This window comes from Candidatus Aquicultor sp. (assembly GCF_054640775.1).
The window spans coordinates 1-20499 of the sequence record NZ_JBTSLF010000009.1; the positions used below are offsets into that span (position 1 = coordinate 1).

Here is a 20499-nt window from a genome sequence, read left to right on the forward strand (position 1 = left end):
GATGAACGCGACCCACACGAAGGTACCTGCAACCGCCTTGTAGATGCGCCTGCGTGGTGAGAGGGCGGCGCCCAGCATCCCGCCGAGTGCGGCGAGCACGATGAGGCGGATCACGAATTGCTTGAAGGCCTTTTTGCCCTCCGTCTCGATTTTCTTGACCAATTCGCCGCTGGTGTCGATTTTGTTGGCGACCTGGCTGATCTCGTGGGGATAGATTCGCTCCACCGCGACCCGTATGCGAAGCGGCGTGCCGTGCGTTGCCGCTGTGACCTCGCCGAACGGTGGGATGGCAAGCTCGGTCTGCCCGTGCGCGGAGGGTTCGATCCCAAAGCCCAGGCGAAGCCCGTCGACGTCATAGGAGGAGTAGCCAAACAAAAGGGCAAAGGCACCGCTTGCAACTATCGCGATTATCAGGGCGACGGCCCAGGAGGAGAGTATCTTTCTAACTACGTCAGGCAAAAAAACCACCAACAGACTTACTAAAGAATTACTAAGGACTAATGAGAGACTAATATGAGTCTCATTAGAGATTTATTAGAAACTAACTTTATTAGACTCACGAATAAACGATACCGGTGCGCCGGTGCGCCTGTGCGCGGGGATTTTGAGCCCATCCAGCGCAAACTGGATATTGATCTGCCATCCGACAAGCGCTTTTAACTCGAGGCGCATCAGTGGAAATTGCGGGTCGTCCCGTACGATATAGAAGCCGTTTTGCAGGTAGAACTCGATGGGTCCGAGCGCGTGCTTCTCATCCCGCGTCGCAAACGCTTCGACAGCTTTTACTTTGCGCTTGATCAGGCTCGCTTCAACCGACTGCAAAAGTACCCGGCCAAGACCGCGCCCGCGTGCGTAGGAGCGCACGTATAAACACGTCAAAAGGTAGGCGTCATCACTGACCGGGGTTGAGAACCGTTGTGCGCCCGGGAAAAAGCGCGCGGGTCCGTACTGCGCGTAGGCAAGCGCCTCATTGTCGACGTAAATCATCTTGCCGCACGCACCGCACTCCCTGATAAGGCGCCTCATGCGGTCGGATTTGGCTTCGTGCGCCCGGCCGGGGTCGGTCTCTGCCGGTAACCCTTCCCAGCGCGTGCAGCTTGAGCACTCCAACCCGGAGCGCAGCAGCGTCTTTGGCGTTACCGGCACTATTTTCCTGCGCATAGCGATCCCCCAAAATCGATGAAGTTCCTCTTATTTGATTGTAGGCGATACGCGCCCGACTGCAAGTTCGTGCGCTTTCTGCCCCACCAATCAAAAAACCGCTCGCAACCAGGCAGGTTGCCCGATCTCAAGCGGTTTCTATTAAATTTAAAATCCGGCTTCTGTACGTCTATTCGGTCTCTTCCTTTTCTGGTTTCTCAGCTGGTGTTTCGGCTTCTGGTTCGGTCATTGCTTCGGTTTGCGGTTCGGCAGGCTCTTCGACCGGCGGCTCGGCTGGTTTCTCGGCTGGTTTCTCGGCCGCCTTTTTAGCGGGTTTCTCCGCTGCTTCCTTGACCGCTTGCTCTGCGGTTGAAACCGCTTGCTCGGCTTCTTCGGCCCCTACGTTGATTTTTTCGCGTACCGTCTGGGATGCGGTCTCGACGCTTGACACCAGGCGTTCCCTGGCCTCCTCGATACGGCCTTTTAGCTCCATGCCCCGCTCGGTCGCCATGCCGCGTACGCGGTCGAATTGATCCTCGTATTTGTCGCGGCCTTCCTCCATCATCTCTTCGGCGCGCTCTTTAAGGCGCTCCCTGGTCTCTTCGCCCGCGCGCGGCGCGAGCAACAATCCGCCGATAGCGCCGATAGCGCCGCCGACCACGAAGGCAAACAACCTCGCGATCCTACCTTTTCCTTTGTGTGCCATATAACGACCCCCCAAAAAATAGATTAAATTTCGCTCATTAGAATGAGTTACCCAACTTGCGCTGTTTTTAAACAGCTTTCTTGCGCTTGAGTGCGAACCCCACCAGCATCTCGACAAGATCATCGAATTCGATTCCGTGCGCGGCCGCCGACATGGGAAGCAGGCTCGTCTCGGTCATCCCCGGGCTCGAGTTAAGCTCGAGCACGTAGGGTTCGCCTTTCTCGTTTACCATGATGTCGATTCGTGAGACATCGCGGCAATCCAACACGGTATGTACCTTTATTGCAATGTCTTGAATCTTCTGAAGGAGGTCCTTCGGAAGCCGTGCCGGGATGTGGTACTCCGCCTGGCCCATCGAGTACATCGAGTCGAAGTCAAAAAATTCCTTGTTCGTGCTGATCTCGATTACCGGAAGAGCCTTCGGGTCATGGTCGCCGAGCACGCTCACGCTTACCTCGACACCTTTGATGTACTGCTCAAGGATTACCTTGTCGTCGTAGCTTAGCGCACCGATCAAGGCGCCGGGAAGCTCTTCTTTGGCGTGTGCGATCTTGATGCCGAGGGCCGAGCCCTGTCCGGCTGGCTTTACGACGACCGGCAGGCCGAGGCTTTCCACCACGTCATCAAGAACCGCCGCCGCCCCCATCTCGCGGAAGCTGCCGGCGGTCAGCGTAAAGTACGCCGGCGTTGGGATGCCTTTTCGTTCAAATATTTCTTTGGAGAGTGCTTTGTCAAAACTAACGGTACTGGCGTAAACGCCGGGCCCGGTATACGGGATGCCCATGATCTCGAGCAACTCCTGCACCGTGCCGTCCTCGCCGTACTTTCCATGCAGTGCTATATATACTAGATCGACCGGATTCTGCCTGAGGTTGTCGACGAGGTTTTCGTCCACATCGAGCTTGATGACCTCAAAGCCTTTCTCCCGTAACGCCTCAAATACCCGATGGCCGCTCTTAAGCGACACATCGCGCTCGAGCGAGCGGCCTCCCATGAGAACCGCTATTCTTTCTCTCACAGTCGTATCCCCCTATTCCTATCTTAAGTGGCGTAGAAAAACTCGTTACCGTCTTTACTGTCGAATCTTTTATATTGAATCTTTTAATATCTGTTAATTAATAATGTACAACGTCGTGTGTAACGATTGTAAATAATTAATTAACATCCCTGCTAAATGGCGCTTTACCGGTTCATTGCGCCCACGCACCACGCCTACTTTTTCTTGGGCGTATAGCCGCGCATAAGCGACTTGTAGAGAACCAGCTGGCGCTTGATAACGCCGCCAAGGCGCTTTATTCCCTCCCCGATAACTTCGGGAGGGCAGTACGAGAAGTTGAGCCTCATGTTGCTTTTACCGCCCTCGTTTGCGAAAAATCCCCTGCCGGGCACGTAGGCTACTTTGGCCTCGCGGATGGCTTCCGCGAGCATCACACTGGAATCCAGTTCGCCGGGAAGCGTCGCCCAGATAAACAACCCCCCGTTGGGGTGCGACCAACTCGAGCCGTCCGGGAAGTACTCATCAAGCCCTGCGAGCATCGCATCACGGCGGTCTCTATAGAGATCGATCAGCACGTCGACGTTATGGCGCCAATCGAATGCGCTCATGTATTCCTCGGTTACCCGCTGGGAGAACGAGCTTGTGCACAAATTTGCCGCCTGCTTGGCATTAATCAGTTTTTCCAGGATGGCCTTGGGCGCAATAACCCAGCCCAGACGCATACCCGGAGCAAATATCTTGGAGAAGGTCCCGAGATAGACGACGTTTTCGTCCACCGCGCGCAGGAGCACCTTCGCGTCGCCGTCAAAGCGCAGTTTGCCGTATGGGTCATCCTCGATGACAAGAAACCCGTATTTATCCGCAAGCTCAAGCACTTTGAGACGCCGCTCCGCCGACATCGTAAATCCCGCCGGGTTCTGAAAGTTGGGGATAACGTAGAGAAACTTCGGCTGAATGCCCTGCTTGGTAAGCTTTTTAAGCGTTTCTTCCAAGAGGTCGACCTTCAGCCCATCGTCATCCATGGGGATACCGACGACGTTGGGCTCATAACCCGCAAAAGCCTGCAGCGCCCCCAGGTAGCTCGGGGCCTCGACCAGGATGGTGTCTCCTCTGCCGATGAATATCTTGCCAAGAAGCTCGAGCGCCTGCTGGGCGCCATCGGTAATGATCAAGTCATCCACGCCGATCCTCACGCCAACTTCACCCATCATGCTGACGACATGGCGCCTGAGCGCCTCGTGCCCTTCCGAGCTGCCGTACTGCAGGGCCTCGGGCCCCTCGCGCAGCATTACCCGCTGGGTTGCTTCCACGATCTGATGAACGGGAAACACCCTGGTATCGGGCAAGCCCCCGGCAAACGATATGATATCCGGGCGCTCTGCGACCGCAAGCATCTCCCGGATCTCCGAGGGCTTCATCGAGCTTACTCGCGGCGCATATAGCTTTGTCCACTGGTCTAATTTAAACTCCGTCATTATCTTACCTTCGGCCCAGCACGCTACGACTTAACGTGTCTTTATAGACAAAAAACCCCTCATCCCAACGGGACGAGAGGCTAACTTTCCACTCGCGTTACCACCCATTTTCACCACGACCTCGCGGTTGCGGCCTTATGGAGTCGCACGACCCCGGTGATAACGGTACCTCCGGTCGGGCTTACTTTAAAGGTTCTGCCCGACTGCTCAGGGACGGCTTTCCAGCTAAACCAGGTACCGGCTCCCAGCTACCCCGGCTCTCTTAGACTGTGGTCTAACCGTACTCTTCCCTTCTACGCACATCTATTTGTTATTTATCGTGTACTAATTGTGCTCTGTTTTAAAGCATTATGATAGAGCAGAGAGCCAGCAAAGTCAAACCACAACCGGCCCCCGCCGGGCGGCCAGATGGTTGTAGAAGGGGGTTTTACCGGCCTTGACGCGATACTTCACACCTTTTATACTCAATTATGTTAAAATTTAAATTTACGCCCTCGTAGCTCAGGGGATAGAGCACAGGTTTCCTAAACCTGGTGTCGCATGTTCGATTCATGCCGGGGGCACAACAGGCGGGCAGGGGAAACAACACTCCACTAGTCTTAGGATTAGTGGATTTTTCCGTTTTAACAGCCAATTTGACGGCCACCGGTGGCAAGAAAGAACTCGATTTGCAAAATTCTTCAGTGTTTCCTATAATTTAGGTGTTTCCCAAATGGGAAACATGCCGATAATAGGAAACAGGTGAACATTATGAGTGCTATAGATGTTGAAAACAGATTCTTAAAACAATTGGATAAAATCTTGGCTGTCGATAATGCTCGGCTTCAAGTTCAACAATTAGCGCCAAAAATTCACAACAACCGCAACCTAGCTGTTTCTCAGCCGGATGCACTAGCTAAACTAGAATTCGCTGGCAAGTCTGCTCAAGTCGTTATCGAATTTAAGAGTAGCGGCAATCCCGCAAGTATTCGGCAAGCATCTGAGCAGTTAAAGAGCTACGCTAAGGCATTTAATGCACTACCAATGTTGGTGGCGCCTTACTTGAGCCCACGGGCGCGTCAGATGCTCCGTGATAACGACATCCTCTATATCGACCTATCGGGTAATGAATGGATCAAATTCGAGGGTTTGTATATCGACGTACAAGGTCAAGCCAACCAATTCAAAGAAGAGCGCATCAGTAGGGACCCTTTTGCGGATAAAGCATCCTTGGTGTTAAGGGCCATGTTTGAGCAGCCCCAAAAGCAATGGGGCATACATGAGCTTGCTAACAAGCTAGGGATTACTGCTGGATTTGTCTCAAAAATTATCAATTCCATTAATCAACGAGGATATGCCTCCAAGTCGGAAGAGGGAATTAGCTTAATCAACCCAAAATCGGTTCTTGAAGACTGGGTTCATGCTTATAGCTACAAGAAGAATTATCAGCATAACTATTTCTATCCCGCTCCTAGCGCAAAAAGCATCATAGATGTTCTCAAACGATTAGATGGCGGTAAAGATATCGAGTATGCGTTGGCGCTGCAAGCCGGCGCGTATCTGGTCGCCCCCTATGCAGAGTTTGATTCAGTTCATGTCTACGCCAAGGACAGCGATGCGCGCGAGCGGCTAGTTAATCTACTCGGCCTGCGCAGGGTCGATCGAGGTTCTAATTTTGTGATTCTCGATCCGTACTATAAGCAGTCGGTTTTCTACGGCAAACGAGAAGAGAGCGGCCTTCCGGTGGTCTCCGATTTACAACTCTACATCGACCTCTATAATTATCCGTTAAGAGGCCTAGAGCAAGCTGAACATATTTACGTCAAAAGGCTAGCTAAAATCGCAGGTGAACGATAAGTGTCTGATGAATTAAGACCGGTTCTTATAAAGATTCTTTGGTCGCTGAGGGATTATCTTCCCGACATAGTGATAGTCGGCGGCTGGGCGCCCTATCTGTATTTCCAGTACCTGTTTCCACAACAAGGAATTACTCCGCTGAGAACCTATGACCTTGATATTGTTGTGGCCAACGAGGTGCCAATCAAAAGCAACGCTACTATTGATGGGATTTTAAGATCGATCGGACTTAACGCACAATTCACGTCAAGCTACTCTCCCCCGGTTATGAAGTACGATGGAAGGCTTAATGGCCAAGAGATCGAGCTTGAGTTTTTGACAAGCCAAAGAGGACGCAGTAGGGCTATTGCTGTAACCGTTCAAACAGGCTTATCCGCACAAGCGCTGCGTTTTGCTGATATCCTATATGAAAACACAAATAGTATTACCATAAGCGGCGTCTTAGATAACGGAGATTTTATTGAGTTAGACATCAAGGTGCCATCGCCGGCAGCATATGTGTTTAATAAAGGGCTTGTCTTCGCCAGGAGCGAGCGCTCAAACAAGCGATCAAAGGATCTTTATTACATCTTCGATATCATATCCATAGATTTTCCGGTTTATGGTAAACAAATCGCCAATCAAGTAATCGATCTCTCGGGCAATTATCATAAAAAGTGGTTTCGCACGTTTAAGCAGAACCTGACTGCATATTTCATTGATAGCACGCGAGGCATAGACCTGGTATTAAGCCAACGGCCAAGCTGGGCGTTTACGGGAATGGACGATGAGCAACTCAGGCACTATATCGATGCGGTATTTAAAGAGTTTATCAACCGTCTGTAGATAATTCGTGCATTTTGGCAGTCGCAGAGCTACCGTTTCTTAATTCACCCGAATAAAAATAAAAGGAATTTTGTTCACGGAAAGCTTGGGTGCGGGTCTAGGCGGGCGCTAGTCTGCTACTACCCCCCCCCTTTTTTTTTGCGCATTTATGCTGGTTAGGGCTTTGCTACTTCGTTGCCGAATCCGCAGTCCTGCCTTGCGGTTTTGCGGTTATGGCATCGTTTGCACAACGATTGGTGGTTAGATTACTCTGATGTTTATATTGTAGTGTCGGGCAAGGTTTTGGTCAAAATTGATCGAGAGATAAATCTGAGATTAGGTCCTGCGCTAATATATCCGCGAAAAGCAATCGCAATTTTGACAGCCAACAGGACGAAATTCGGTGGCAATTAGTGGGCACAGTGAATTTAAGGTAGGATATCTACCGGCCATTAAGGAACTTAGCGATACCCTATAATATGAAGAATTAGTCTTTGGAAATTGAGGGCCTTCTGTCTCAACTAAAATCGAAAATATTCATAGGTGTCCCCATAAAAATAACAGCATTTTAATAAACCTTGCAGGATTATTGTTTTAAACGTGGAAGCAGATAGCTAATGTATAAACGATAATTGCCGATATTATCAGTAAACTTGTAATATTGACATTATTTGTAATAATGTATAGTATAGAGGCAAGGGGGGGGGTATTTATGCAAGCAGCAACCATTGCGTACAACTTGCGTCTAATTCGTGATGCTAAAGGCATTAAACAAGACCAGGTCGCAGAAGAGGCTGGGCTCTCTCGTACTGCTTACCGGAATATTGAAACGGGGAAAGCTATTCCTAAGGTCTCCACCCTGCAGAGTATTGCCACAGCTCTTAATGTCAAGCTGCAGGATTTGTTGGTGCCAGTCAAACCCCTTAAGGCTATACGGTTTAGAGCTAGCAATAAAATGAACAATCGAGATCAAATAGTGGTAAATGTATCCCGCTGGTTAGATGACTTTAATTATCTTGAGGACCTTCTAAATAACAAGATTGCCTATGATCTGGATCAACTAAGCAAACAATTTAGCGGGCAAGAACCAGGCGCACAAAAAGCTATAGCGGCTGCAGAAAAGGCAAGGGAGGCGCTAGGGCTAAAAAAGGATGAATTGATTAGGGATATTTGCGGACTTCTCGAAGCTGAAGGCATCAAAATTTATACCATAAGCCTAAGCTCGAAAGGCTTTTTTGGGCTCTCTGTTGCGGCGAGTGAAGGTGGGCCCGCTATTATCGTCAATGTGTGGGACCGCATAGCTGTAGAGCGTTGGATTTATACTGTAGCGCACGAACTCGGCCATCTTATACTACACCTTAATTCCTATGATGTTGAGCGTGTTGATGAAGATGAGAGTCAGGAGGAGGAAGCCAATATATTTGCCAGCTACTTCCTGATGCCGCAAGGTGTTTTTGAAAAGGAATGGCAAGAGGCTTATGGCCTGTCTTTCTTGGATCGTGTACTAAAGATAAAAAGGATTTTCCGTGTTAGCTACAGAACCGTTCTATATCGACTTAGCACTACAACCAGTATCGGCGATAAAGCGTGGATGCTTTTCCATGTCAATTATAAAAAACGATATGGAAAATCTCTCGGCTCTGTGGATGAACCACAAGGGCTTAAGAGGTCTAATTTTCATATGGCATACCCAGAAGCTTTGCGCTCTTCTGAGCCCGAACATTTGAATGAGAATGATTTTGTTGAAGACCGCTTGTCGGCGCTTGTTAGAACTGCCATAGAGAAAGAAGAGATCTCGTTAAGCCGAGGCGCAGAAATACTAAGAATAGACCTTGCAGACATGAGGGAAAGGGCCGCTTCTTGGGTGGACTAGAAGAGGACAAAACAAGCAGCGAAATCTATATACTTGATGCAAACGTCCTCATTGATTTCAATGATAGCGATATTACCGTCCTAAGCCTCATCGCCACACATATTGGAGATTGCTATGTCGCTTCGCCTGTATTGGTCGATGAGGTAAAGAAACTAGACGAGGCCAAGTGCTCTTCACTTGGCCTCTTAGTTGTTGAGCCCGAGATTGAACAAGTAGCCTTGGCTGAAGAAAGACGGGGTAAACTCTCCTTTTACGATCATCTGAGCCTCGTCATTGCAAAAGCGAATGGTTGGGTCGTTGTAACAAACGAGGAACGCCTACATAGGGAATGTAGCACCGATGGAGCTCAGAGTGTTTGGGGATTAGAGCTACTTGCGCGTTTGGTGGACAAAGAGGTTCTCCTTTCTGAAGATGCGCTAGTTATAGTCTATACCTTACATGAGATGAGCCCTAAGTTCGTTAACGAGGGAATCATCGAGCGGTTCAGAGATAGAATCGGTTACCTAGAGTAGTCTACGGATAGTGCTCGGGATTTTGACAGCCAATCTGACGGCCAACAGGACGAAGTTCAGCGATATTTAGCGGACGCAGTGAAACTTGCATATGCCTCTAACCAGGCATTATATCACTCAGCGATACCCAACAACACAAAGAATTAGTCTTCCTAAACCTGGTGTCGCATGTTCGAATCATGCCGGGGGCACGAAAAAAGCGGGATTAAAGCCCGCTTTTTTGTATTTGGAGCGCCGCTGCGGATGAAGGAGCAGGCGCGATTTCTCTACGAACTTAGCTGAATATCATGTTCGATACCGGGCTGCTGAACCGGTAGCCGACGTGGCGTACGGTGGTGATGAGGCAGCTGTATTTGCCCAGTTTGGCGCGGAGGCGCCGGATGTGGACGTCGACCGTTCTCATGCCGCTGTCGTAGTCGTGTTTCCAGATTCGTTTGACGAGGGTCTGCCTGGCATATACCGTGTCCTGATTGCTGGCGAGGAACTTGAGCAGCTCGAACTCTTTGTAGGTCAGTTGAACCGGGGTACCGTCGATGGTTACCTCGTAGCTGATCGGGTCGATAATCAAGCCGGCCACCTCTATCACAGCCTCGCTGATGCCTTTGGTTGTTTCGATCCGGTCGACATCGGTCTTATCTATCAACGCCACGAGTGGCAATTGGTTGAGCCGTGTGCTGCCGGTGACCCTTCCGATAATCCTTTTTATGTCGTTTACGCCGGAGAGCAAATCCAATACGATCACATCGATAGGTTCTGCCGTTAGGATCGTCAACGATGGCGCTAGGCTCGAGGTCATGATCACCTCGTGACCGATACTCTCAAGCTCTTTGCTGATCGCTCTGGCCCTGTGTTTGACTTTGCTGAAAAATAAAATCGTACCCATGTCATCACCAGCTTTTGCACTCTCTAATTGCTTATCCGTAAACCCGGAACATAAGGGTTACGCATCTCTTCACTTGTAGATGCACTGCTTTAGGTGCCGGATGATCGGGTTGGATGAATTCGGCATCTTAAATAAGAGTACCGCAAGGATGTTTCGTGGCTATTTCCCGAGAATAAACGTTGAGTTAATTCTTAATTAACTCCTTGTTAAGAGAATCAGTGCCATGAGCAGGAGTTACGATAGTTGACCTGTGCCAATAGAAAAGGGCCCTGCCGCTGGGAAAGCAGGGTCCGCTAGATATGTCTCTCACCGAAATTTTGCATCGTTTTCGCTAGGGTATGGGCGACTTGCAGTCTAAGTCCCGAAGGACCTAGACTGCATCAGAGCCCATTTCACCTGTGCGAATTCGGATTGTTTCTTCTACAGGGATAACGAAGATCTTTCCATCGCCTATCTCACCGGTACGAGCATTGGAGAGAATGGCCTGAACAACATCGTCCAGCTGATCATCTTGTATAACGGTCTCAATCTTTACTTTGGGCCTGAAGTGTATAATTGCTTTTGCCCCACGGTATGCCTCAGTATACCCGCGTTGCTGCCCAGAACCTTTGACATCCGAGATGGTTATACCTGTAATGCCAAGCTTATCGAGAGAATCCCTGACTCCCTCAAGTTGTTCGTGTCTGAGTATTGCTTTAACCAGCTTCATGATTAGCTGCCCTCCCTGGCCGGTATGCCACGTCCTAGTCTATTAGCAAGCTCTAAATTAGATTCACCGGGTGCTGGGTAATGACTCGCAATCCCTGACGGTAAATCGGATAGGAACTGCTCTGGATAACCCCACATACCGTGCTCGTGGATATCCAAACCCTGGAGTTCTTCCTCGGCGCTGACCCTAAGACCGACAGTTGCTTTAATAATTTGAAACATTGCGTATGAGGATACAAGAACAAACCCAAATACTGCGAGGGCACCAATGCCCTGGACAAATAGCTGATCGAATTTTCCGGTATAAACAAGCCCCGCTTTACCAACCCCGGTAAGCTCGACCAGGCGCGGTGATGCAAATATGCCAGCGCTTAGGGTTCCAAAAACGCCCCCGAGAGCATGTGCAGGAATTGCGCCAACCGGATCATCGATTTTTATCCGATCTAGTAAAAGCACCGCAAAAACGTAAATGAGTCCCGCTACTACTCCGATGATAGCTGCCGCCCAGTTCTCAACAAACGCGCATGGCGACGTGATGGCTACGAGACCCGTGATAGCTGCTCCACCTGTCAGTGAAATGTCTGGCTTTCCAATAACTAACCAGGCGGTAATCATACCGGTAAGTGCTGCAGCGGCAGCCGCCAGGTTCGTTGTAACTGCTATGTCGGCGAATGAAAGCGATGCTGCGCCCATGGTGCTGCCGGGGTTAAAACCAAACCAGCCAAACCATAAGATGAAAACACCCAGCACTGCCATGGGCATGTTATGCCCGGGGATAGGATTTACCTTCCCGTCCTTCCCAAACTTTCCGATGCGTGGTCCGATAACTAAAACACCGGCCAAAGCAGCCCAGCCTCCTACGCTATGAACAACGGTTGATCCGGCAAAATCCTGGAAGCCCATGCTGCCAAGCCAGCCTCCACCCCAAATCCAGTGGCCGACGATTGGGTATATGAAACCACTAATAATAGCACTGTAAATCAAATACGAAGAAAACTTTGTTCTTTCGGCCATCGCACCTGAGACAATAGTTGCCGCGGTTCCCGCGAACACTAGCTGGAAAAACCATTTGGCCATCAACGGTACGCCCGTCCAGGATAATGAACCGAAAACCTTATCTACCTGATCCGACGCTACATTAACAAACCATCCACTGGCTCCGAAAAGCGCATTGCCGGCACCGAACATAATAGCGAAACCGACAGCCCAGTATGCAATCGAAGCGATACCGAAATCCATCATATTCTTCATCATGATGTTTCCGACATTTTTCGCTCTTGTAAGCCCGCTTTCCAAAAGCGCAAACCCTGCCTGCATTAAAAACACGAGAAACGCGGCGACAAGGGTCCAAACTGTGTCAATCTGGACTTGCAAGCTGGCAAGGGTGTCAGCAGTCTTGTCGGCTGCAAACGCCAACGAATTAAAGCCAGCCATAAGGACAAAAACAAGGACAAACAAACTGCTAATTCTCTTAAACATTTATAATTAGCCTCCCTTCCTCTCTTAAAAACGCAAAGCTTGTTATTAAGACATTCACCTCCGCTTAACAGAATTACCTAGCGCTTTAAGCAGATGATAAACCTCGGTTATTTCGGGTCGGTTACCGGGAGATAAACTTCGGGTTACTTTTATATTTCGTCGATGTTAATTGTCTAAGTATTACGGATTACTCTTGCGGCTTGGGTTGCTATAACTCTGGCAATGATTTACTTTACTGATAGGCTACGCAGTGTTGCGAGAACAATTAAGGCATTAATCGGTGTACATCGCTGCGGTAGAGGCAAAGCAATATTACTAGGGTGTCTATGCGATTAATGTAGTGGTCATGAATGGAGCATCGTTTGGCGCTAGGCCGTACAAGGGATTGGGTATATGATTTTTCTTGCATCATTCGTATTTATTTTTGGATATATACTGATTTCGGCTGAGCATAAGCTTCAGATTAGTAAAAGCGCTGTGGCAATGCTTTTTGCGGCCATTTTGTGGATGCTTATTGCTTTTTATGACCAAGCTAAAATAAGCGTGCACCTCGGCGAGGCGGCGGCCGAAATCTTCGAAATCCTGGTATTCCTACTCTCGGCTATGACATTAGTCGAGATATTGGTTCATTATAAGTTTTTCGATGTGGTTCGCTCCTGGCTTCTATCAAGGGATATTAGTGATACCGGTCTATTATGGATAATGTCGTCTCTTGCCTTTTTCCTATCCGCAATAATCGATAACATGACCACCACAATCATTTTCGCCCAGCTCTCACGGCTTTTCTTTAAGGGAAAGAACCTCGTTATTGCGGCCGCGCTAATTGTCATTTCTGCTAATGCAGGCGGAGCTTTTTCCCCAATTGGCGATGTAACTACAACCATGCTCTGGCTAAAAGGAATGTTTAGCAGCGGCGAGATTATATTGTTAGGCTTTATCCCTTCTATGGTTATCTACCTCGTTGCAGCATCCCTTATGATACGCAAGGTAAAGAAAGGTAAAGATCGTATTCCGGCGACTGATAGTTTCAGGCTCCTTCGCTCCGAAAAGCTAGTCATTGGGTTTGCGTTTGGCTCTTTTTCCTTGCCGTTTGTGTTCCATAGTTTAGGGCTTAGGCCATATATGGGTCTGCTAGCAGGACTTGGATTAACGTGGCTTGTGATAGATGTATTGAAAAAGGGTTTGCCAGACCACCAATCCCATTTTACAGCATCGGTTGAGCGGCTACTTCAAAAAACGGACATATCAAGCCTGAAGTTCTTCATTGGCATCTTACTTGCTGTTGCGGCGCTTAATCATCTAGGAATTTTAGAGATAGTATCTAACGGGATTTTTGGACATAGCCCCAGCTTGTCACGCTTTGTTATTGGTAGTTCTACTATGGGCGTACTCTCAGCTATCGTTGATAACGTTCCCTTAACCGCAGCTGCTATGGATATTGTTAAAACCACTGACTCATCTATTTGGGTGCTTATTGCACTTACCGTAGGAACAGGTGGATCGATACTCGTGATTGGCTCTGCTGCCGGAGTGGTAGCGATGGGCATCGTGAAAGAACTTGATTCCGTGACCTACCTAAAAGTAGCGGCTCTACCGGCAGCCTTAGGTTACATGTGCGGCATTTGCGTATGGTACCTCGAGCGGTTGCTTCTTTCCTAGCCCGGCTTCTACTTGTAAGTTGGGTTTTCTATTCCAGATCAAGCCCCGGCTTATTTTGTTGCTTTGCACACACATTTACGTGTTAAAATGGGTAAATAAATGAAAATAACTAAATAGGTGGTCTCTCAAAGTGGCAACGGATGAGCATCAAGCAGATAATATGATCGGTCGGTTTACGGCTGAAGAGGTAAAGCTGGCGCACGGCGCCGTCTTCGACACGGCCGCCGATATTATGTATCTCTTCGACGTCGAAACCCTGCAGATCCTCGATATGAACCCGCGGGGGATCGAGCAGCTTGGGTATACCATAAACGAGATACGGCATAAGGATTTCTACGACCTGCATGCAGTCGAGGAGCGCGGGCGGGCCGAGGAAATCATCGAGATATACAGAAGGGACGGCGGCATCTACAATGTCCGCGACCTGCACCTGCGCAAGAAAGACGGCGGTCTGATCCCGGTAGAGAAAAACGGTAGGATCACCGAGGTCAACGGCAAAGCGCTCGGGCATTGAATTTGCCGCGATATCCGCGAGCGGGTCAAGACAGAGCTTGAGATCCGCAAGCGGGTGGAGGATCTGGAGATCCTTAAAACGGCTGCGCTGAGCATATCGTCGGGGCGCGACAAGGAGGAACTTTTTTATACCATCGTCTCAAGCGCCGTTGAGCTGATCGACTGCAGTGCGGGTGGGCTTGCCCTGTTTGATGAGAAAGACCAGCGTATCACAATCCCCTATATCCATAACCTGCCCGCATACCCGGCAGAATTCAGCTACAAACTCGACTCGGATATTCTGAGCCATGCCATCGATTTGGGAGAAGCACAGCAGACGGATAACTACCAGCAGGAACCCCACAAGATAGAAGGGCTCGTTGACACGAGTATTCGGGCGATGGCGGCCGTTCCGTTGAGGGCACGGGGTAAGATCCTGGGTGTGCTCTGGTTGGCGATGCCCGGCCCGAATCAGTCCTTTTCCGCGTACGATATGGTCTTGCTCGAATCCATCGGCGGGCAGGCCGCAGTGGCGATCGATAACATTACTCTCTTCGAGGAACAGCGCTATATCTCAGAAACGCTGCAGCGCGGTTTTGCTCCCGGCCGCCCTCCGATATCAGAACACACCGATATCGGTATATTTTACGCATCGGCGACGATCGCAGCGGTCGTCGGCGGGGATTTTTACGACGCAATGCAGCTCTCAGACGGCAACGTCACCATATTTGTCGGTGATATTTCAGGCAAGGGAATCGAAGCGACTGCGGACGCCGCGATGGTCAAGTACACCCTTCGTGCGGTCTCTTTTGAAAACCCCGATCCCGCAAGCGTATTAACGAGCGCCAACAACATCACCGCAGGCCAGCTTACCGGCGGTCACTTTGTCACGCTGGTGTACAGCCTTTACAATACAGAGAGTGGAGAACTCCTTTTCGGTATCGCCGGGCATCCGTACCCGCTTCACTACGAGGCGGCCCGAGGCGAAATCGCACCGGTCACCGCGAGCGACCCGGCATTTGCGCTTGTCGAAAACTACCAGTATACGGATGTGGCGCTTCGCCTGGCGCAGGATGATCTGCTGGTCCTCTATACCGATGGGATCATAGAGCTTCGCCGCGACAAAGAGTTCTTCGGGATGGAGCGTCTCGGTGAGCTTATGACCAAATATTCCGCACTAAAAGCGCAGGAGATAGCGGACAGGATCATCGAAGACGCTAGCGAGTTTGCCAGAGGGCGCCTGACGGACGATATCGTGTTGATGGTAATCAAGCGCACCGGCTAGGCCGCCGGTTGCCCGGGCCGCTCCCGTTCCTGAATCGCCTTGTAGATCACATAACCGGCGGCGCCAAGACCGAACAAGATGTAGATGAACCTAAGCACCGGCCCGATGAAGGGTATCGCCCCGAGCAGCATCACTATGAAAAGCCCGATGAGCAGGGCGAGTGCGTTTCCGCCGCGTAGTTTGAAATACCCGCTGATCAACTTTCCAATTGCCAGCCCGACGAAAACCTTAGCGAGATAGATCCCGAGGATGTATAAGAAGATGGCGGTCATGCTTATGGGGATCGTTATCACTAATATCAAAAGAATGATCGCTGCCGGCGGCACAAGTATGAGAAGCGCCAGGCCGACCAAGAGACTTATCCAGGCCGAATTTACCACAGCGGCGGCGATGCGCGGGACTTTTACCGGGAACAACGCAAGCAGCACGATGCCGAAGAGGTATGCTGCGAGGAACGAGAGAACAAAGGTGAGTATCCGCGAGCCGGTCCTATTAGCAGGGCGGGGCCTCACGTGGCGGGTGGTCTTTCCTGAGATTTTGGCCCCGGGCGCGATGGTCGCCCTATTCTCGCTGGTGTAGATGAGGTCGCCCTTTATGTTCGCCCGGTCCGTAAGCCGTAACTGGCTCACGTCCAGGCGCGCTGTGCCCCCAACAGGCCCGTCAATAACGACATTGCCGGCAGCCGCCTGAAGTTTTCTGCCGATACTTCCGCTAAGCTGAGCGTTGCCCGAGGCGAGAAGCGTGTCGCGACCGACAGAGGATGAGGACGCGGCCTCGACGGTGCCGCCTGCAACCAACAAGTCTTGTCCTATCTTACCGTTAACCGACAGGGTTCCACCCGATATCCGGGCCGACTGATTGACAGTTCCGTTAACTGTGACGTTTCCGCCGCCGATCATCAGGTCGTCGCGGACCGGCCCGTTTATGGTAACCGTCCCGCCGCCTACGATAAGGTCCCCGTTGACTTTTCCGTTGACGACAACCGTTCCTCCCGAGACATAGAGGTCGTCGTTGATAACCTCTCCCGAATCGATGGTGACGTTGTTAGATGACCGCAGCGCAGCGGCGTACGCGGCCTGCGGCACAAGGAACAGGATAACACACATTATAGAGATGGTAATCAATAATAAACGTTTCAAGCGCTCAGCCCCTCTACGGTAGATGTCGGACACGCAATATATCTACCCCAAAAAGCCGGGGCTTCAAACAGAAAAGCCGCCCCGTGAGGCGGCTTAACATATCATGTTACCGGCTTTCCGATTCCCACCGGAAGAACTTGATCGAGACCGCGAATAGTACCGCTGTGACCGCGAGAAGGATATAAAGGTTGGTCTGAACCGACCCCAGGGATTGTCCCTGCACCATGACGCTGCGCAGCGCATCCGCGAGGTATTTAAGCGGCAAGACCTTGATGAGCGGCTGGATCCACGTCGGTGCGTTATCCACCGGGAAGAAAACGCCGCCCAAGAACATCATAGGCATACCGATGATGTTGCCGAGCGTTGCGGCGGAGTCCGACGTTTTGGCGAAGCTGCCGATGACAAAACCGAGCGTGATAAAGCAAAGGCTGCCGATGATAACGACGAGACCAAGCGGCAGCAAACTGCCCGTAATCTGAACCTTAAACGCAAAGTGCCCGACGGCGATCAACACCACCGATTGTAGTAAGCTGACGACCAGTTGGTTGATAATACCCGCCCCGATAAACTCACTGAGCGGCATCGGGGTGAGCTTGAGGCGCCTCAGCACACCCTTCTCACGACGGGCGACCATCGAGTTGGCGACCCCGTAGAGCCCGGAGTTCATCAGCGACATCGCAAGCACTCCGGGGAGCAGAAAGTCGATATATGTAAGCTGGTCCGATTGGACGCTTTTGTTGTTGATCTTGATAAGAGGCGGCACTTTGACCATCCCCCGCTCCATGCCACCCAAGATCGCGCCGACCGTGCCGCGCATCATCTGCGAGCGCGTTGCCGCCGGATCGTAGTAGAGGGTAAGCGCCGCCGGTCGCTTCGGAAACCCCTCCGCAAAGCCCTTCTCGAGGATAAGGACGCTATCGACCTTGCCTTTCTTGAGCTTGTCGAGCGCTGTGGAACGCCCGTCTTTCTCCACGGTCAGCTTATCTACCTTCTTTAGATTGTCGATTATTTGCCCGGCCATCGGCGATGAGTCGAGCGACACAACGGCCACCTTGGCCGCACTTTGGTCGCCGTTGCCAAAAATGATCCCAAAGAGCACCATAAACAGAAGCGGGAAGACGAAAAGAAAGAACAGCGCCTGCCGGTTGCGCATCGTCATCTTCATGTTTGCGAGCGTCATATTTAAAAGCCGCATTATTCCCGTAGCCCCCTTCCCGTGAAATGTAAAAATACGTCTTCGAGGTTTGCCCCGGCAACGTGTAAATTCTCAATTTTAACACCTTCTGCGTCCACCAAATGCAGCAGCCCGGTTATGCTGCGCTGGATATCTGCGGTGAAGAAACTATACGCCCCCTCGCCGTTGGCGACCTCGCTTACCGCAGGGAGCGTCGTGAGGCGCGCCAGGTCGAGCGTGTGCGAGGCGGTAAACGTTACCTTTGAATCCACGCCGAGCGAGCGGATGAGTTCGCCGGGTGAATCGACGGTGATGATTTTGCCGTGGTCCATGATGGCGACCCGGGGGCACAACACCTCGGCCTCTTCCATGTAGTGCGTGGTCAAAACAATCGTCTTGCCCTCGGCATTGATGCGCTCGACGACCGACCAGAGCTTGCGGCGGGCCTGCGGGTCGAGGCCGGTGGTCGGCTCATCCAAAAAGACGACTTTGGGGTCGTTCACCAGGGCAAGCGCAATCGAGAGCCGTTGCTGTTGGCCGCCGGAGAGCTGATTTATCATAGCATTCGCCTTTTCTACGAGTGAGACCTCATCGAGAAGAGCGTCCGCCCCTTTCTTATCCATCCGAATCCCGTAAAACGATGCGAAGAGGCGCACCATCTCGCGCACATTTAAAAAATCAAGCATCGCGGTCGTCTGCAGTTGCACGCCGACAAGATGTTTGATTTTTTTGGGGTTCGGCCAAACCGGTACACCGTCGATGCTGATCGCGCCGCCGTCCGGTTGCCTCAAGCCCTCGACCATCTCAAGGGTCGTCGTCTTGCCGGCGCCGTTGGGCCCGAGGATGCCGAATACCTCGCCGCGTCCAACGGTAAGTGAAACGCCATCGACCGCACGGGTATCCCCGTATATTTTCACCAGGTCGATGATCTCTATGACCGAGTCCATAGTCGAATCCACGTATACGACCTCCTGTAATGACAAAATAGCGAAAGATGACTTCGTCACGTATCGCTGCGGCGCGGGCGTTCTTAGAGACCGCTTCTTGCCGCAACTTATTTATTATACGACAGTTATGCCAAAGAACAAGGAAGGAAGCGGACTCTTTGGCAACCCCTTTTTTAACTCAGTGCCGGATTGGTGGCTGATATCTATAGAAAAGGGGAAAAATAAAGATAACCAGATCTTTAGGGGGTTTTAAGGCATGAAAAAGCTACTATCGGTAACCGCCGAGCAGATGAGGGAAATCGACCGGGTGGTCGCCTATAACTATGGGTTGCAACCGCTTCAGTTAGCGGAAAACGCGGGGCGTGCGCTGGCCCGGGCGTCTCGCCTGCTTTTGGATGGCAGGCTTGTAAAGCGTAAGATCATCGTGCTTGCAGGTACCAGTAAAAATGCGGCGGGCGGACTGGCTGCGGCCCGCAACTTGCACGATTGGGGCGCACACGTTGAAGTGGCACTCGCCACCCCCGAGAGTTCGCTCAAGAAGACCGCGCTCACGCAGCTTAATATTCTGCGATCGATGGACGTTGAGATCGGTGAGACGAGCGGTCTCAATATTGCCCGTTTAAGCAAGTTTGACCTGATAATCGATGCGCTCCTGGGATATAGTGCGTCCGGCCCGCCGGCGGCAGAGTATGCGGATGCAATTAATGCGGCACATAAATCAAAAAAAGAGACCATCTCGCTCGATGTGCCCTCGGGGCTCAACGCGACGACGGGACTGGCCTACGACCCATGCGTCATCGCGAGCGCGACGGTGACCCTGGGCGTCCCTAAAACCGGACTGCTTACCGCTGAGGCCGCCCCATACGTAGGGCAGCTTTGGCTCGCCGATATCGGCATCCCGCCCGAGGTGTACGCCACGCTCGGCTTGAAAGGGAATAATCCGTTTCTCGATGACGATCTCGTGCTCATCCACCGCGAAGAAGCGGCGCTGGGCATAACGGCAACGGCTTAACGGCTTGTCATTACGCTATACCGCGACCCCGCTCCCCGAGGTATTGCATTGCCTTGAGGCGGTCCGTAAAGATAAAGATGCCGGGCACATCGGCAACCCTGGCTTCCTTGAGCGCGTTCTCTTTATCTTTCTGGCTTACTACAAGGGCCAGCCTCCCCCCGCGACCCAGGGTGCGGTGTGTGGCCTCTATAATAGCCTGGGCTTCACCGGCATCAAGGCTCGTGACGCCGGTCAAGTCGAGGATTAACTCGATTTCCCCCGCCGGTAGCGCTAGCCTGATGGCCTCGTCGATCTCGTTTTTACTCGATGCCTGGATTTCGCCTTCGACGATGATCATCGGAATCCGCTCATCGAGCACCCGTATTGATAACATCTGGA

General features: G+C 51.3%; 21 protein-coding genes, 1 tRNA gene and 1 other annotated feature. Of the genes, 10 read left to right on the top strand and 12 right to left on the bottom strand.

Annotation, left to right across the window (positions count from 1 at the left end; genetic code table 11):
* From ACYC56_RS01570 to ACYC56_RS01590, 5 genes are all read right to left on the bottom strand, one after another.
* Positions 1 to 459: hypothetical protein (locus tag ACYC56_RS01570; RefSeq protein WP_461372422.1), on the bottom strand; the 459-nt coding region annotated here is incomplete at its 3' end.
* Positions 460 to 534: 75 nt separating this feature from the next.
* A complete protein-coding gene (locus tag ACYC56_RS01575; RefSeq protein ID WP_461372423.1) occupies positions 535 to 1161 on the bottom strand; it encodes a GNAT family N-acetyltransferase in 627 nt (208 codons plus the stop codon).
* 169 nt (positions 1162 to 1330) lie between these two features.
* Positions 1331 to 1846 (bottom strand): YtxH domain-containing protein, encoded by a 516-nt coding sequence (locus ACYC56_RS01580; protein ID WP_461372424.1) that lies wholly within the window; start codon positions 1844 to 1846, stop codon positions 1331 to 1333.
* Between the two features lie 67 nt (positions 1847 to 1913).
* A complete protein-coding gene (locus ACYC56_RS01585; RefSeq protein WP_461372425.1) occupies positions 1914 to 2864 on the bottom strand; it encodes a D-alanine--D-alanine ligase family protein in 951 nt (316 codons plus the stop codon).
* A gap of 194 nt (positions 2865 to 3058) precedes the next feature.
* Positions 3059 to 4318 carry an aminotransferase-like domain-containing protein gene (locus ACYC56_RS01590; RefSeq protein ID WP_461372426.1) on the bottom strand — a complete coding sequence of 420 codons (1260 nt, stop codon included), beginning with the start codon at positions 4316 to 4318 and terminating at the stop codon, positions 3059 to 3061.
* 65 nt (positions 4319 to 4383) lie between these two features.
* Positions 4384 to 4623 (bottom strand) — a binding site (T-box leader).
* Positions 4624 to 4808: 185 nt separating this feature from the next.
* On the opposite strand from ACYC56_RS01590, the gene ACYC56_RS01595 reads away from it, so the two are divergent.
* The 5 genes from ACYC56_RS01595 (at position 4809) to ACYC56_RS01615 (ending at position 9343) form a co-directional block, all read left to right on the top strand.
* Positions 4809 to 4881 (top strand) — tRNA-Arg (locus ACYC56_RS01595).
* A 187-nt stretch (positions 4882 to 5068) separates the two neighbouring features.
* Complete coding sequence (locus tag ACYC56_RS01600; protein WP_461372427.1) at positions 5069 to 6154, top strand: type IV toxin-antitoxin system AbiEi family antitoxin; 1086 nt, start codon at positions 5069 to 5071, stop codon at positions 6152 to 6154.
* On the top strand, positions 6155 to 6979 hold the full coding sequence (locus ACYC56_RS01605; RefSeq protein WP_461372428.1) for a GSU2403 family nucleotidyltransferase fold protein: 825 nt from the start codon (positions 6155 to 6157) through the stop codon (positions 6977 to 6979).
* Positions 6980 to 7670: 691 nt separating this feature from the next.
* On the top strand, positions 7671 to 8831 hold the full coding sequence (locus ACYC56_RS01610; protein WP_461372429.1) for a helix-turn-helix domain-containing protein: 1161 nt from the start codon (positions 7671 to 7673) through the stop codon (positions 8829 to 8831).
* The gene (locus ACYC56_RS01615; RefSeq protein ID WP_461372430.1) at positions 8819 to 9343 is read left to right on the top strand and encodes a hypothetical protein; all 525 of its coding nucleotides are present in this window, start codon (positions 8819 to 8821) and stop codon (positions 9341 to 9343) included. The genes ACYC56_RS01610 and ACYC56_RS01615 overlap by 13 nt, the downstream gene beginning before the upstream one ends.
* A 274-nt stretch (positions 9344 to 9617) precedes the next feature.
* Here ACYC56_RS01615 and ACYC56_RS01620 read toward each other — a convergent pair whose 3' ends face one another.
* The 3 genes from ACYC56_RS01620 to ACYC56_RS01630 all read right to left on the bottom strand — a co-directional run bounded on the left by ACYC56_RS01620 (position 9618) and on the right by ACYC56_RS01630 (position 12413).
* Positions 9618 to 10226 carry a winged helix-turn-helix transcriptional regulator gene (locus ACYC56_RS01620; protein WP_461372431.1) on the bottom strand — a complete coding sequence of 203 codons (609 nt, stop codon included), beginning with the start codon at positions 10224 to 10226 and terminating at the stop codon, positions 9618 to 9620.
* Positions 10227 to 10596: 370 nt separating this feature from the next.
* Entirely contained in the window at positions 10597 to 10935 is a 339-nt protein-coding gene (locus ACYC56_RS01625) for a P-II family nitrogen regulator (protein WP_461372432.1), read from the bottom strand.
* Between the two features lie 2 nt (positions 10936 to 10937).
* Positions 10938 to 12413: an ammonium transporter gene (locus tag ACYC56_RS01630; RefSeq protein WP_461372433.1), complete on the bottom strand. Its 1476-nt coding sequence runs from the start codon at positions 12411 to 12413 to the stop codon at positions 10938 to 10940.
* 393 nt (positions 12414 to 12806) lie between these two features.
* Here ACYC56_RS01630 and nhaD point away from each other — a divergent pair, with 393 nt between their 5' ends.
* From nhaD to ACYC56_RS01645, 3 genes are all read left to right on the top strand, one after another.
* Entirely contained in the window at positions 12807 to 14072 is a 1266-nt protein-coding gene (gene nhaD / locus ACYC56_RS01635) for a sodium:proton antiporter NhaD (RefSeq protein WP_461372434.1), read from the top strand.
* A gap of 130 nt (positions 14073 to 14202) precedes the next feature.
* Positions 14203 to 14586, top strand: coding sequence for a PAS domain S-box protein (locus tag ACYC56_RS01640; RefSeq protein ID WP_461372435.1), 384 nt, complete (start codon positions 14203 to 14205; stop codon positions 14584 to 14586).
* Positions 14587 to 14640: 54 nt separating this feature from the next.
* Positions 14641 to 15849: a GAF domain-containing SpoIIE family protein phosphatase gene (locus ACYC56_RS01645; protein ID WP_461372436.1), complete on the top strand. Its 1209-nt coding sequence runs from the start codon at positions 14641 to 14643 to the stop codon at positions 15847 to 15849.
* Here ACYC56_RS01645 and ACYC56_RS01650 read toward each other — a convergent pair.
* From ACYC56_RS01650 to ACYC56_RS01660, 3 genes are all read right to left on the bottom strand, one after another.
* Positions 15846 to 16988: a bactofilin family protein gene (locus tag ACYC56_RS01650; protein ID WP_461372437.1), complete on the bottom strand. Its 1143-nt coding sequence runs from the start codon at positions 16986 to 16988 to the stop codon at positions 15846 to 15848. The genes ACYC56_RS01645 and ACYC56_RS01650 overlap by 4 nt on opposite strands.
* 106 nt (positions 16989 to 17094) lie before the next feature.
* The gene (locus tag ACYC56_RS01655) at positions 17095 to 18183 is read right to left on the bottom strand and encodes an ABC transporter permease (RefSeq protein ID WP_461372438.1); all 1089 of its coding nucleotides are present in this window, start codon (positions 18181 to 18183) and stop codon (positions 17095 to 17097) included.
* Complete coding sequence (locus tag ACYC56_RS01660; RefSeq protein ID WP_461372439.1) at positions 18183 to 19121, bottom strand: ABC transporter ATP-binding protein; 939 nt, start codon at positions 19119 to 19121, stop codon at positions 18183 to 18185. Before ACYC56_RS01660 ends, ACYC56_RS01655 begins: the two co-directional genes overlap by 1 nt.
* Between ACYC56_RS01660 and ACYC56_RS01665 the strand changes: the two genes are divergently transcribed.
* Both ACYC56_RS01665 and ACYC56_RS01670 read left to right on the top strand, forming a co-directional pair.
* Positions 19096 to 19362 carry a hypothetical protein gene (locus tag ACYC56_RS01665; protein WP_461372440.1) on the top strand — a complete coding sequence of 89 codons (267 nt, stop codon included), beginning with the start codon at positions 19096 to 19098 and terminating at the stop codon, positions 19360 to 19362. The two genes, ACYC56_RS01660 and ACYC56_RS01665, sit on opposite strands and share 26 nt — an antisense overlap.
* A 3-nt stretch (positions 19363 to 19365) precedes the next feature.
* The gene (locus ACYC56_RS01670) at positions 19366 to 20121 is read left to right on the top strand and encodes an NAD(P)H-hydrate epimerase (RefSeq protein WP_461372441.1); all 756 of its coding nucleotides are present in this window, start codon (positions 19366 to 19368) and stop codon (positions 20119 to 20121) included.
* A gap of 10 nt (positions 20122 to 20131) precedes the next feature.
* Here ACYC56_RS01670 and ACYC56_RS01675 read toward each other — a convergent pair whose 3' ends face one another.
* A complete protein-coding gene (locus ACYC56_RS01675; RefSeq protein ID WP_461372442.1) occupies positions 20132 to 20494 on the bottom strand; it encodes an STAS domain-containing protein in 363 nt (120 codons plus the stop codon).
* Between the last annotated feature and the right edge of the window lie 5 nt (positions 20495 to 20499).